This window comes from Flavobacterium sp. FG68, assembly GCF_057808895.1.
In genome coordinates this window covers 1-15,558 of record NZ_JBMDIY010000058.1, presented here as the reverse complement: position 1 = coordinate 15,558, position 15,558 = coordinate 1, and the positions used below count along the sequence as shown (strand labels likewise).

Sequence of the window (15,558 nt, the reverse complement as noted above, 5' to 3'; positions counted from 1 at the left end):
CGCCTGCGCAGATGGTACTGCAGTATTGTGGGAGAGTATGTCGTCGCCTTTCTTTGAAAAACCCTATCCATATCGGATAGGGTTTTTTGTTTTACAATACTTTTTGGGAATTAAATTTCAAGATAGGAATCTAAAATTTACAGGGTTGTAACTGCTGAATAATTTTATTTTCTGAATATCTAAATATCGCTCGATATTCATTTCTTTTACCTAGAAAATGTATTAGTGCGTACTTTTCGATAGATAATGCCTTAAATCTTGTTTTTTGCTTATTAAGGAACAGTATAGATTGGATCAGACGCAAAATCTCTTATATGCCAGAATCTTACAGCGATATTTTGATGCCTATTCTTTATTATTTACGCTTTGAAGTAATGAAAAACCAATCAGCGTAGGAAAATAACGAAACAACTGTAAATACACCTGACTCTATCTTCAGCTGGATTTACTTCATACATCCATTTAAATAGTGTTATGATTTTTTAGAATTGGAGAATTTAGAATATATGTAAGTGCTAATCGCTTTGCGTTCAGTTTAATTTTAGGAATTTGATCATTTAAATTTCTATCGCCTTATAAAATCTACAATCTTCAGACTTGCAGTTTTTTATTACCACATTAATTCACCAAAATTTTTGTTTCCAAATCAGCTTTTATTTAGCTGGTTTCAAAAGGTTTTCTATTTTCTTCTGTTTTAGATTCGATTTGTTTTATCCTGAATTTGTTATTGTTTGTAATTAAGCGTTTTGTAATATCTGTATAAGTGATCATAAATTATAAGCTCATATGTTCTCTGTTTTGAGGTATATTGCCTGTTGATCATCATGTGTATATGACTTTCTAAAAAGGAAATTAATGAAATCTGAATATTCTTTTTTATGGATAAAACTGCTTCTGTAATTTGTTTTTCTTTAGTTTTTATGATTTCTAAAAAAATAAGATTTTCAGGATAATAAAAGCATTGATTTATTGCTGTTGACAATTCTCTATAATGTTTATCAAGTTCCTTTTTTAAAGTTTTATCGATTTCAAATTCTTTTTTGAAAGAAAGCTGTAAGCCATTCATCAAATTAAGTTTATCTAAATTTGATAATTCAAAAGAATTTAAAAAAGAGTCAATTGCGTAAAAACTAAATAATAGTTGAGTTTGAGAATTAGGAAATGAGGCTTTAATTGAAAGGTATTCTAAAATCATTTCGCTGTCTTTCCAAAAAAAGATTCAGATTCAGTTATGGTTGAATTCCCATATCGTTCAAGTTCTCTTTGATATGTACCTGTTTGTATTTTCCAAATCAAATTTTCTTTAAGAAGTTTATTTAATGTAGGATAAAGAGTCTGAATAGTTTTTGATAAATCATTTGGCTTTTTTATTAAAAATCTAATTCTAATATGCGAATCATCATCATTGTAGCGAATAAAAAACCATTTCTGAATGATATTTTTCTTTTTTAATTTCGAAATTATCGGCTCTAGTTTCTCAATCAAAATTATATCTGACGTTTTTGGCCCGGTATAAATTTTATAATACAACCAATCGCTGCCTAAAAAAAAATCTCTTTGCATTTATTGTTCTTTATAAAATGATAGCACAAATTCATTACAGAAATATTGACCACCTTTATTTTTGACTGCTGAATTCTCTCTAAATAAAAACTCTTCTAAAATAATTTCTTCGCGATTTTTAACCGATTTCAAAAATAACTCTAAACTTATTGGAACTTCAAAATCTAATAAAAGTGTATTATCAGAATTAACCCAGTTTACATATCTGGGAAAGTTTCGTTTCAATCTCCATTTTAGAAATTCCTCTGGCAGCAAATCTTTATCAATTTTAGAGAGAATGATTATTTCTTCTTTTTTAATTATCCATTTAGCTTTTGATAGTATAATTTCTTTATACATTACTCTCGGAAAAAAGTCATACTGTTTATTTAAATTTCCCCAGCTGAAAGAATTAATTATCGTAGTTTTCTGCCCTTGTAAATCACATAAAAAATGATAGACCGGAAGTGAATTTCTGGAAAAATTATGAGCATTGGATAAGCAAGGCAGAACTTCTTTTTTGTGTTTTTCTGAGTATAAAACTATTTTATTACTATTAATAGAAATTGATAAATCACTTAAAGAAATAATGTCTGTTTGTGATACACCCGGATTTGATAAATATGGAATTTCATGTTTTCTTAAAACGGGTCTTCTCAGTATATTTCCAGTTCTTGATTCTGGTATGTGAACAATTTCTGCGGTTATTTTATCTGAATATAAGTTTTCTTCTTTGTTAATGATTTCTTTTGTTAATTCATGAATTTCTAAATTTCCATTACAAAAGCGGCCTAATAATTTAGCAGCACTTACATTTCCCGATGATTTGATTGATATTTTGTCTCTTTCAAATACTTCAATCATTACAGAAAATGTTGCTGGAATGTTTTTTAAATCTGAATTAAAATCGGTAAAATCGTTTTCAGATAAAGTAATTGTGTTTTGTTTATTTAAAATGCAGTCCTGCAGCTTTTTTTGTAGAATAAAGTCATAAGAAGTCCATGACTGAGTTTTTATTTTTTGCTTTTTAGGTTTAAATGAAAAATAATCTAATATTTGATTACTGTCATTTATATCTAGGTTTTGAAGATATCCAATGCCAATTTCTGAGTCTAAGACGGTTGTTAAAGGCATTGATTTATATTCATATCTTTTAATGAATTCTTTTTTAAATTCTTCCAGATTTTTTGAAGGCGTTTTAGTCTGAATTCCATTTAAGAAATGAAGTGCCTCAATTACTTTTTTAGATACGGTTTCATTTAAAAAACTCTCAGAGGCTTTAATATTTAGATCAGTCTGGAAAAGGTACTTTTCATCATAAAAAACTTCAGTTTTCTCAATTTTGTTTTTGATATTTTTATATGTTTCCTGAGATGGAGTAAGAGTTAAATCCAAATCAGATAATTGTTTTTGTATAGTTTCTAAAAAACTATTTGTTTCATTAAGATTTGGAATTTTTTTCAGAATATCTGTAACTCTTTTCCATTCATTGCTTCCAGTAACGACAGCATCCAATTCAGATATTAAAAATTGATTTTTAATAAGATTTAAAACAAATACAAAAGCTTCTTCTTTTTCACTTTCATCATCGGCTAAAATTGAAATCATTTCTTCAATATTCATTCCTGATTTTGCACGTGAAAGCATTATTTTTAAAACTTTAGATTTTCTAAAAGCTGCTATTGTATGTTCTGTTCTTTCATTAATATATTTATATTCTACATATCTATAAAAATCTCCTATTTTATAAATACTGGTATTAGGATAATATTTTAATTGTGAGATAACTTCTTTTTTGTTTCCAATTGCTTGTAATAAAGTAATCCAAAAACGCATGTCGAATTGAGTATTGCGCTTAAATTTATCAGATTCCTCTAGAGTAATTTTTGTTTCTCCAGCTATTGCCCCCACAGAACAGCCTGCAAACAAACCAAAGGGAGTACATCTAGAGGACATTCTGGCTAAATATTTTAAAAGTGTGATTTCAAGTTTTTCAGATTTCTCTTTAGAAATTGATGGATCTTTTTTTGACCATTTATTTAATTCTGTTGCTAATTCCGGAGAAGCTAAATTTAAAGCTTCTTTAACCAAAGGAGTTTGGTATATCTCTATTGCTTTTTCTAAAGAATAGCTTTCTACAAAATCTAAATAAAAAGACAATGGGTATAATGGCGTTCTTAGTACAAACGATGAAAAAGGTATAATTTTGTATGGTTTAAGCATTTTTATTTTTTGCCGACTTTAGAGGCTAGTTTCATAGCATTTAAATATTTAGGATTTTTCCGGATTTTGATAGCTCTGAAAAGTGAATTTTTTTATTGCTAGCTATAAAAAAATAGAAGCACAAGTATGCCAAAAATAATTCATTTCGATTTGAGAAATATATTACGAATAAAAAAGATTTATCCTAATACTGAAAGTATTATTATCCTTAAATGGTTAATTTTTTCTTATTGCCTAATTTTAGGCAATAAGAACATTCAGTAAAAAAGCTATTATTCTTATTGATCTTTTTCATTACAATCTCCAGTCGAATGATTTGTGGGGTCTGGTTCGCTTCCCCCTTTAATTAAATGGAGATTTTTCAATTTTGCAAACTCCATTTTGTGGAGATCAAATTTTTTGATTTCTTTTTTAACTTTATTTTTTTTCATGTTTTTAATTTATAAGGTGTAGTAAATAAAAGTATAATTAAAAAAATGACAAATTAATGATCTTCTTCACAATTTTTAGTTGATTGATTCTTAGGGTCAGGCTCATCACTGTCTCCTCCTTTAATTAAATGCAAGTTTTTCAATTTTGCGAATTCCATTTTGTCGAGATCAAATTTTTTGATTTCTTTTTTAGGCTTAATTTTTTTCATGTTTTTAAATTTCTAGGGATGTGACAAATATAAAATGTTGATAAAAAAAAGGGGTATAATTATAATTTTTATTTATCGAAATTCCCGAATTTCGATATTGAAAAATAATTATAGTTTTGGTTGTTAGTTATTTAACTTTTAGAGATTCTTCCATTTGTTTAATGAAATAAGCTGGTTTTATTCCTGACTTTTTATAAAAAGCCGAAGAAAAAGACTCAGCGCTATTAAAACCAAATTCTAAAGCGAGTGCCTGAATTGTATATTTTCTCAGTTTAGAATCCTTTTTTAAATTTTCTAACGCATGATCTATTCGTAAATCATTTATGTATTGTACAAAAGATTTATTTCGGTAGCTGTTAACTATTTTAGATAAATATTTAGTATTGGTTTCAAAAACTATTGATAACGATTGTATAGTAATATTAGGTTTCAAAAAGCCTTTTTCTTTCTCAAAAGAATTTAGTTTCTTTAAAATTTGTTCGATTAATTCTTCATTAATTCCTATATCATCAGTTTTAATAGCGACAGTTTTACTATTCTTTAGATTGTCATTTTCTTTTTCCTGAAAATCTTTGTCTGCAGTTTCCTGTATTATTTTTTCAAATCGGTAACGATACTTTTTTTTATGTTGAAATTGATAAAAACCAAATGCCGAAACTGTAATTATTCCTAAAAACAATATGCCATTTCCCCAAAACGATTTTGCTTTATCTTCTTTTAAGGACTCAATAAGATTTTCTTTTTCCGACATTAAACGCGGAATGTCGTATTCGTTTCTTAAAAAAGTATTTAAATTTCTATATTTCTTCTGTAAGACACTATCTATAGCCATGTATTTTGAAATATATTTAAGCTGATTTTCCTTATCTCCAATATTTTTATAATAACTAATCAAATAAGGATAACCATCCATAAATTCTTTGGTTATGTCCTTTGTTTTAGAATAAACGGAATCTACTTTTAGGTAATTTTTTACAGCATTTTCATTTTGCCCTAAGCCCTCATAAGCTTTTCCTAAATAAAAATATGAAGACAGACTACTTCCAGTATACTTATATTCATTTATTTTAGGAAAAGCTTTATAAATACTGTCCAGAGCAGCTTTATAATTTTTTCTTAAAATTTGATTTGCCCCTTCATTCAAAACAAAATAATAATGTAAAGTCATATTGTTTGTCATTTTTGTTTCCTGTAATCCTAATTTATTATAGTAGGTAGTCGAGTCAATATTTTTTAATGACTTATAACAGTTCGCTATTCCAAAAATAATGTATTGATAGTTTTTTGCATATTTTTTTGATCTGTAATTTTTGGTTCTGTAAAAACGAAAACATTCTTTGTATATATTGAGCGCTTCATTATACTCTCCAAGATCTTCGGATTTAGTACCTGCAATAAAATCCCTTACTACATAATAATAATTTATGTTTGTTTGAAGTGCTATTTTTTCAGCGAGCTTATAATTAATCATAGCTTCTTCAAACTTAAATTGTCTTTTAAGAAAGTCAGCCTTTTCGCAATATGCAGCGACAGGAAAAGACCTGTCATTTGTACCTGTCGAGTATTTTATAACACTATCCAGATATTGAATTGCTTTATTCATATCAGAACCATAGTAGAGTAGTGCAGTTAAGTAATAGCCTCGGGCTTTTCTAACTCTATTATTTTCTTTATAAGCCTTAGCTATATAGGCATCCTTATATAATATCTGTTTTGCAGTGTTTTTGTCATTATCAAAATAAAGATTATGTAATTCATCAAAAGACAATTTCATAAGTTCTTTTTTTGATTCCTGAGCCAAAAGAAAAATTGGGAAAAATAATAATATGAAGGTTTTTGAAAATTTAAACAAAATCATGATTAAGGGTTTCGTACAAAAATAGAATTTCTGTATTAATTCATGCTAACAAAACTGGAATTTTTATTTGTATTTAATCATTTGATTATTAGTGGTTTGTTTTGTTTTTTAAAATGTGAAATTCCTGAATTTCAATAAGGAATTCAGGAATTCAGACATATAGTATTTGTAGACAATTTAATGGTTATTTAGTTTTGGCTGCAATAAAGTAAAGCAATTTTTACAGTAATGCATATTACCATAAGAATGCTTTAATTTTTTATAAGATCTAAAAAGTATCAGATTCTCTGATTTCTTTCTAAACATAGTCCATAAAGGACAATTTCCAAAACGTTTACAATTAATTTAACCAATTTTTATTCCAAATATGTATGAAAAAATCCGATCCCTTGTTTTTTCTTTTACCACTCAATATGTATTTCCAATGTGTTTTTTGGAAAATGTTTTATCGAGAAAAGACTGAATCTGTAAAAGTTATTTAATCAGTTAATTAAAATAGTAATGAGAAAAAAAATACTAATACTGCTAACAATTGCATTTTTCTTTTGTTGCGGCATATTGAAATCGCAAACAACTTTTCAGACTCCTAAATTAAGTCCACCTACACCAGAGGTGTTTTCTTTGTTTAAGTTTACTGATATACCAGTTTCAAATACAACAGGTATTCCCAATATTTCACTTCCGGTTTATACCATTAAATTGAAAGATTTTGAATTTCCTATTTCTTTAAGTTATCATTCATCTGGTATCAGAATCGAGGAAATAGCAAGCAATGTAGGTCTTGGATGGACATTAAACAGCGGCGGAATGATATACAACCAGGTAAATGATCTTGATGATAATGAAGCCGGAATCACTTTTCCGGGATCCTCAGGTTCAATACCTCAAAATAGAGAACTTGATCCGGTTCTTGTAGGATTAGCGGAGCAAAATGCCCCTACAAATCCAGATTATTATACAGCTTTACTGCTAACTTCTCCAGATGTAGATACTCAGCCGGATATCTTTTATTACAACTGCGGAAATTTAAATGGTAAATTCTTTTATTCTAAAGATGGTGTGGCTAATCCAGTGCCATATTCTCCTATAAAAATTGAGAGAAATGGTTATGGTTCCTTTATAATTACGGATGAAAAAGGTACAAAATATACTTTTGAAAGAATATCAGAAACAACTACCACATCTATCAGTATTGAGTCACCTGCTTATCATATGACGGATGTTGATACTAAAAGCTTTACTTTTCATATTGTAAAAATTGAGACTTTAAATAACGAAGTAATAAACTTTAATTACGAGAGTGAAAAATATTCTTATGATGAACCTTCTGTTTTTGCTTCCAGAGAGTCAACCTATAAATCAAGTGGTTTACCTCTAGACTTAATTCCCGGAGGATTACCACTTTTTGTTGAAACAGAAACTAAAAACAAAGTTATTCTTAGAGGAAAAAGATTAATATCTATTACAACCAATTCTGGTGAAAATATTCAATTTATATATAACAATTGTGCAAGACTCGATCTGCCTGCATCAACAGGTCCTAATAATGAAGTTTTGAGTGGAGGTTTTGCTTTAAAAGAAATAAAAATAACCAGCGGACAAAGAAATGATTCTTATGTATTGGAGCATGGTTATTTTAATGTGCCAAATTATACTCCATGTGCAGCAAATGCATCTTTTGGTTCTGATGTTAGATTAAAATTAATTTCTTTTAAAAAGAATTCTGAACCAGCTTATCAATTTCAATATGATGAAAGTGCTCGTTTACCCGGAAGATTTGAACTTTATTATGACCATTGGGGCTATTTTAAATCATCTGGAGGGAAATATAGTAAAGACTATGAGTTTGATTTTTTTGATGGAGTTACCAGAGACCCTGAATTAGCAACGACAAAATTGGGAGTTCTAAATAAGATAACCTATCCAACTTCTGGATATACAACTTTTGATTATGAACTTAATGATTATTATGGAACTTTTAAAACGTATGCTCAAAGAGTTGAAAAATCGGTTCAGGCACACATTATAGGAGGAGAAGAGATAGGATTGCCAAATGAAGCGCAATATCTAACTGAACCATTTACAATTTCGCCAGGGTATCAAGCAAATAGTGCTATTATCATAAAGGATATTAGTACTGGGGAACAAACGATGAATAATTTTGTAAATATTTATATTACAGATGCTAATAATCAGTCTAATAATATTGTATATAAAGTAGTTCCAGAAAGCACAACACCTAATCATTTAGTTTACAAAATGCAAAACTTACTGCCGGGTCAATATTTTTTACACGTTGATGGTATTTATAACGGTGGTGGAGCAACTATTCTATGGGTTGAGAAAGAGGGGCAGGATACAGAAGAATTAAAAAATATTGATGTAGGCGGACTGCGTATAAAAAGTATATCTAATTATGATAATATAAACTTAACTACACCAAGTTCAAGACAATTTTATGAATATAAAAGTATTACAAACCCGTTAAAATCATCTGGAAGTATTGTTTCGCCTCCTAGATATTCATACTTAGAAACCAAATCTAATCCTATATGTGTTAATGTAGCTAATACTACTTTTCTGGATCCTGGAATTATGACTTATCGCTCTAGAAGTTCTAAAAATTATTTACCGTTATCTGGACTACAAGGATATCATATTATGTATTCTGATGTTAAAGTTTATAACGATCAAAATATGCTGAATGGTTATACGCATTTTAAATACAGTCTTGCTGATGATGATAAAAGCTATAACATACTTAGAAGTGCACCTGTAACCAGCCATGATTTTGAACGAGGAGATTTATTAGAGCAAAATATTTATAAGTATAATAATGGCTCATATCTGCCTGTAAAAAAAGTGAGTAATGAATACTATTATGGTTTTAATCGCAACAGTTTTTTTTCAGATGCTTCTTTTCCAAACGAAAAACATGCTTTAGGATTGGTTATTAATAAACTGTCAGGAGATCTTGTCTGTAATGTACAAGGATCATGGGGAATGCCTATACCGCCTTACAGATCTTTATTTGAGATGTCTTATTTTAAATTATATTCTGTTTGGAAATATTTAAATAAATCTACAGAATCAACTTATGATAAAAACGGAGCTAATCCGGTAACTACAATAACAAATTTTAATTATAATAATCCAACTCATGCTCAGCTTTCTTCTGTTGAAATGATAAATTCTGAAGGAGAAACACAAAGCACAAAAACGTTCTATGCTCAGGATCCAGAAATGTCCGGTAAAGCATTTGTATCTGACATGATTGCAAAAAACATGATTCAGGTTCCATTAGATACACAGATTTTTAAAGGAACCGATAAATTATCTGAGCAATTAACTTTATTCGATAAAAGTACGGCGACAAGCAATTTATTATTGCCAAAAGAGGTTTATTCGGCTAAATTTCCAAATACTTTACCATCTATCGCGAATATTGGAAGTCTTGAGAAAAAAATTACTTACGATCAATACGATGACAAAGGAAATATTTTGCAATATACTTTAGACGGAGGGATTCCGGTTTCAATTATCTGGGGTTATAATAAAACACAGCCAATTGCTAAAATTGAAAATGTTCTTTACTCATCAATTCCAGCAGCAACTATAACAAACCTTCAGACACTTTCAAATGCCGATGTTGACAATTGTATGTCGGGCAGCTGCACAGAACAATTGCTGCGTAATGCACTTAACACATTAAGAAGTTCTTTTCCTGATGCTTATGTTTCTACTTATACTTACAATCCTTTTGTGGGGGTTACGAGTATGACAGATACAAAAGGAATGTCTTCTTATTATGAATATGACTCATTTGGAAGGTTGAAATTTGTAAAAGATAAAGACTTAAATGTACTTCAAAAATATTGTTACAATTATAAAGGACAACAAGTAAACTGCAGTGATAATACATCTAGTACTGTTATTTACTATAAGAGCCCTGCTCAGAGTGGTTCATTTACAAAAAACAATTGCGCTTCCGGAGGAACTGGATCTAGTGTTTCATACAGTCAGGCAGTTGGAGCCTATACATCGACTATTTCTCAGGTCGATGCCGATGCACAAGGAGCCGCTAAATTTAATGCAGATGGTCAGGCAAATGCGAATACAAACGGAATTTGTACTTTTTATAGTGTAGCAAGAAGCGGTTCATTTACAAAAAATAACTGTGCTTCTGGCGGAACAGGGTCTAGTGTTTCTTATAGTCAGGTTGCCGGAGTTTCTACGTCAACTATTTCTCAGGCAGATGCTGATTCAAAAGGGTTAACTAAATTTAATACAGATGGTCAGGCAAATGCCAATACAAACGGAATTTGTACTTTTTATAGTGTGGCTAGAAGTGGTTCATTTACCAAAAACAATTGTTCTTCTGGAGGAACGGGTTCAAGTGTGAGCTATAGTCAAGTTGCTGGAGCTTCTACTTCAACTATCTCACAGGCAGATGCTGATTCAAAAGGACTAACTAAATTTAATACAGATGGTCAGGCAAATGCCAATGCAAACGGAATTTGTACTTTTTATAGTGCAGCCTTAAGCGGTTCATTTACCAAAAATAATTGTGCTTCAGGCGGAACAGGATCTAGTGTTTCATATAGTCAGGCAGCTGGAGCTTCAACTTCAACTATTTCTCAGGCTGATGCTGATTCAAAAGGACTAACTAAATTTAATACAGATGGCCAGGCAAATGCGAATACAAATGGAATTTGTACTTTTTATAGTATAGCTCGAAGCGGTTCATTTACAAAAAATAACTGTGCTTCTGGAGGAACTGGATCAAGTGTTTCTTACAGTCAGGCCGCTGGAGTTTCTACTTCAACTATTTCTCAGGCCGATGCTGATTCAAAAGGATTAACTAAATTTAATACAGACGGCCAGGCAAATGCCAATGCAAACGGAATTTGTACTTTTTATAGTGTAGCTCGAAATGGTTCATTTACCAAAAATAATTGTGCTTCTGGAGGAACTGGCTCAAATGTGAGCTACAGTCAGGCAGCTGGAGCTTCTACTTCAACTATTTCTCAGGCAGATGCTGATTCAAAAGGATTGACTAAATTTAATGCAGATGGTCAGGCAAATGCAAACATAAACGGAATTTGTACTTTTTATAGTGCAGCCTTAAGCGGTTCTTTTACCAAAAATAATTGTGCTTCTGGCGGAGCCGGATCTAGTGTGAATTACAATCAGGCAGTTGGAGCTTCTACTTCAACTATTTCTCAGGCCGATGCCGATGCAAAAGGATTATCAAAATTCAATGCTGATGGTCAGACGAATGCCAATATAAACGGAATCTGTACTTTTTATAGTGCGGCTTTAAGCGGTTCATTTACAAAAAACAATTGTGCAGCAGGAGGAAATGGTTCAAGCGTGGGTTATAGTCAGGCTTATGGAGCATCTTATTCAAATTCTTCTCAGGCCGACGCTGATGCAAAAGGATTAGCTAAGTTTAATGCTGATGGTCAGTCAAATGCCAATGCAAACGGAATATGTACTTTTTATAGTCCAGCTCAAAGCGGTTATTTTACCAAAAATGACTGTGTGGCCGGAGGTGCCGGTTCTACAATAAGTTTTAGTCAGGCTGCAGGTGCTGTAACATCAACCTATTCTCAGGCAGATGCTGATTACAGAGGAAATATTAAGTTTAATCAAGATGGTCAGTATCAGGTTAATACTACTGGTGTCTGTAATTTTAGAAGTAAAGCAATCAGTGGCTCATTTGTAAAAAATAACTGCCCTGCAGGAAGCACAGGATCTACGGTTTCATACTATTTTAATGATGGTGTGATTTATTCAACAGTTTCTCAGGCAGATGCAGATAATCAAGCTCAGGCTCTGTTTAATAGTCAAGGACAAGCATACGCAAATTCAAACGGAACCTGTACTTATTATAACACAGGAAAAAGCGGTCAGTTTACTAGAAACAATTGTGCAGCAGGAGGAACTGGATCGACTGTAACTTACACCGTTAATGCAGGAACTTATAGTTCAACTACTTCTCAGGCAGCGGCAGATGCGTTAGCTCAGACAGCGGTTAATAATAATGGTCAGGCATATGCCAACTCAAATGGAGTATGTGTATTCTATAATGTGATGATAAATCCAAAGTTTTACAAAACAGATTGTCCAGCAGGAACCACAAATCCCTATGTGTATTACTACGTTTATGCCGGAACTTATCAATCAACAATATCACAGGCAGATGCTGATAATAAAGCCTGGATAGAAGCTAATACTTATGGACCTGCTTACGCAAATGAAACAGGACGCTGTTTAAACCCTGGTGAACTTGAAGAATAGCAAAATCAGTTTTTTAAAACATTCAAAAGAGATGAAAAAATATATAATAATTATAGTTTTGTTATTGTTTGCAGGTTCTGGTGCTCTACATGCTCAGACCTTTAGCGATGATAACTTTGTTTATACCTCGGCACCAAAAAAAGCGGTTCAGTCGGCCAATTACGGCACATTAACAAAAGATGAAGTGACTCAAAATGTTACCTATTTTGATGGATTAGGCAGACCAATCCAGACAACAGCAATAAATCAGGGAGGAAATGGCTCAGATATCATAACTCCTATTGAGTACGATAACTATGGAAGACAAATTAGAGAATATCTACCTTACTGGCTTTCAAATAGTACGTTGAATTATTCCAGAATTGGAATTACCTCTTCTTTGGCCTCACTTAGTGGACTTTATAATACTGCAAAATATGACAATACAACTAATCCGTTTTCAGAGAAAAGTTTTGAACCGTCTCCATTAAATAGAGTATTAAAACAAGCAGCTCCGGGAGCTTCCTGGGCAATGAACAATGGTCATGAAATTAAATCTGATTACCAGGCTAATGCAGCAAACGAAGTAAAGCTGTATAGAGCCACAACAAACTGGGATGCTGCTTTAGGATTGTATACTATTGCTTTTGTAGACACTGGTTATTATGGAGCAAATGAATTGCAAAAAAATGTTAACTATGATGAGAACTCTGCAGCAAATCCAGCAGAGAGTGCAGGATCAACAGTAGAATTTAAAAACAAGGACGGAAAAGTAGTTCTAAAAAGAACCTATGATAGCGGAGTTAAACATGACACCTATTATGTATATGATACATACGGGAATTTAATCTATGTATTGCCACCAAAAGCGGAGGGAACTATTACTGTTGATATTTTAAATAATTTATGTTACCAATACAAATATGATGTACGTAATAGACTTGTAGAGAAAAAACTGCCGGGTAAACAATGGGAGTTTATTGTATACGACAAATTAGATAGAGTAGTGGCTTCTGGGCCTGCTAACTCTCCTTTTTCAGATATTACATCAGTAGGATGGGTTGTAACTAAATATGATGTATTAAATCGCCCGGTAATTACAGCATGGTTACAAGGAAGTGTTACAAACTTAGATAGAAAAACATTACAGGATGCTCAGAATCTATTAACGGCGAACTTTAGCGAAACCAAAATTGCTACGGCAACGAACACTACTATAAATGGCGTGGCTTTTCGTTATAATAATAATGCCTGGCCAACATCTGGATATCATGTGTTAACGGTAAATTATTATGATGATTATAATTATCCTAATGCGCCAACAATTCCAGCTTCTGTGGAGACACAGCCGGTTTATTACAATACAACTGTAAAACCCAAAGGATTGGCAACTGGCTCCTGGACACGTATTTTAGAAACCAGTACGCTATATAAAAACGAGTTTTCATACACTTTATATGATGATAGAGCAAGACCTATTCGTACTTATACTCAAAACCATTTAGGCGGATATACATACATTGACAGTAAACTTGATTTTTCTGGTAAGACTGAGTACAGTATAACAAGACATAAAAGAGTAAGTACAGATGCAGAGCTTATAACCAAAGATGTTTTTACCTATTCAGCTCAGGATCGTTTGCTTACACAGACAAACCAAATAAATGGTGGCGCTGTTGAATTAATTGTCAGTAATTCTTATGATGAGTTAGGACAGCTTATTTCTAAAAAAGTAGGTAATACGACAGCAGCACCAACGCAAAATATAAATTTTGCATATAACGTTCGCGGATGGCTTACAGGAATTAATGATGTTACTGCCCTGACTAAATCAGGAGATCCTAAAGACCTTTTTGCTTTTAAAATTAATTATAATACAACATCTACGGCTGGAGTAAGTGCTTTATATAATGGGAACATTTCAGAAACCTATTGGACAAGTAACAATTCTGAAACTGTATTAAGAGGTTACGGATATGTATATGACAACCTGAGTCGTTTAAAGACAGGAATCTTTAAGCAAAATGGTACTGTAAATAATTTTTATGACGAAACTTTAACCTACGACAAAAACGGAAATATCATGTCGTTGCTTCGTAATGGTAATGTTTCAGCTGTTCAGCAGATTGACAATTTAGTGTATAGTTACGGTACTGGCAATATCTCGAACCAACTTACAAAAGTGGTTGATAACGCAACAACTTATAAAGCAGATGGTTTTGTAGACAGTGCGGCCAATACAGTAGATGATTACAGCTATGATGCTAATGGTAATATGATTAAAGATAGCAACAAAAACATTACTTCGATTATCTATAATCATCTAAACCTGCCGGCTAAAATAACTTTTGCCACAACTGGGAACATTGTATATCTTTACAATGCAACAGGACAGAAAGTACAGAAAGTTGTAAATGAAACAAGCAAAGCTGCTGTAACAACAGATTATCTAGGAGGTTATCAGTATGATAATGCTGCATTAAAGTTTTTCCCAACTGCTGAGGGTTATGTTGAACCAATATCAGGTTCTTATAAATATGTATACCAGTACAAAGATCATTTAGGCAACGTTCGTTTAAGTTATGATAAAACGCTTGCTATCAAGGAAGAAAGTAATTTCTATCCTTTTGGATTAAAACAGGAAGGGTATAATACTGTTAAGACTGGTGTTGAAAACAAGTATAAGTACAACGGTCAGGAACTCCAAGACGAGCTGGGACTTGGGATGACGGCAATGGATTGGCGACAATATGATAATGCTTTAGGTAGGTTTATTAACATTGACCCGTTAGCGGAAGTATTTGTGGATATGTCTCCATACTTGTTTTCATTTAATAATCCAGTTGTGTTTAGTGACCCAAGTGGCTTATGTCCAGAATGTGAGAAGAATGTTAAAAAACCGACAAATGGACAAAGTTATACCTCTAGCGGTGGAGCAGTTTATACGTACAATAATGGAATGGATATGCAAACAAAAACTGGAGAAAAAGTTAAGCTACATTTTTATAATTAG

6 protein-coding genes and 1 pseudogene are annotated in these 15,558 nt (G+C 31.7%); 2 read left to right on the top strand and 5 right to left on the bottom strand.

Annotated elements, in window-relative coordinates; genetic code table 11:
• Positions 1-724: 724 nt before the first annotated feature.
• From ACODSB_RS23545 to ACODSB_RS23525, 5 genes and pseudogenes are all read right to left on the bottom strand, one after another.
• Positions 725-1,563 (bottom strand): annotated as a pseudogene (locus ACODSB_RS23545) (thiopeptide-type bacteriocin biosynthesis protein).
• Positions 1,564-3,765, bottom strand: coding sequence for a lantibiotic dehydratase family protein (locus tag ACODSB_RS23540; RefSeq protein WP_488938826.1), 2,202 nt, complete (start codon positions 3,763-3,765; stop codon positions 1,564-1,566).
• Positions 3,766-4,043: 278 nt separating this feature from the next.
• Positions 4,044-4,196 (bottom strand): hypothetical protein, encoded by a 153-nt coding sequence (locus ACODSB_RS23535; RefSeq protein ID WP_488938825.1) that lies wholly within the window; start codon positions 4,194-4,196, stop codon positions 4,044-4,046.
• A gap of 53 nt (positions 4,197-4,249) precedes the next feature.
• Entirely contained in the window at positions 4,250-4,405 is a 156-nt protein-coding gene (locus ACODSB_RS23530; RefSeq protein ID WP_488938824.1) for a hypothetical protein, read from the bottom strand.
• A gap of 127 nt (positions 4,406-4,532) precedes the next feature.
• Positions 4,533-6,263: a helix-turn-helix domain-containing protein gene (locus ACODSB_RS23525; protein ID WP_488938823.1), complete on the bottom strand. Its 1,731-nt coding sequence runs from the start codon at positions 6,261-6,263 to the stop codon at positions 4,533-4,535.
• 621 nt (positions 6,264-6,884) lie between these two features.
• Here ACODSB_RS23525 and ACODSB_RS23520 point away from each other — a divergent pair.
• Positions 6,885-12,566: a DUF5977 domain-containing protein gene (locus tag ACODSB_RS23520; RefSeq protein ID WP_488938822.1), complete on the top strand. Its 5,682-nt coding sequence runs from the start codon at positions 6,885-6,887 to the stop codon at positions 12,564-12,566.
• Positions 12,567-12,597: 31 nt separating this feature from the next.
• Positions 12,598-15,558, top strand: a complete 2,961-nt coding sequence (locus ACODSB_RS23515) for a DUF6443 domain-containing protein (protein WP_488938821.1) — start codon at positions 12,598-12,600, stop codon at positions 15,556-15,558.

Coding starts and splice junctions, on each gene's coding strand:
- ACODSB_RS23515 (WP_488938821.1), top strand. CDS start 12,598: ATGAAAAAATATATAATAATTATAGTTTTGTTATTGTTTGCAGGTTCT.
- ACODSB_RS23530 (WP_488938824.1), bottom strand. CDS start 4,405: ATGAAAAAAATTAAGCCTAAAAAAGAAATCAAAAAATTTGATCTCGAC.
- ACODSB_RS23525 (WP_488938823.1), bottom strand. CDS start 6,263: ATGATTTTGTTTAAATTTTCAAAAACCTTCATATTATTATTTTTCCCA.
- ACODSB_RS23535 (WP_488938825.1), bottom strand. CDS start 4,196: ATGAAAAAAAATAAAGTTAAAAAAGAAATCAAAAAATTTGATCTCCAC.
- ACODSB_RS23540 (WP_488938826.1), bottom strand. CDS start 3,765: ATGCTTAAACCATACAAAATTATACCTTTTTCATCGTTTGTACTAAGA.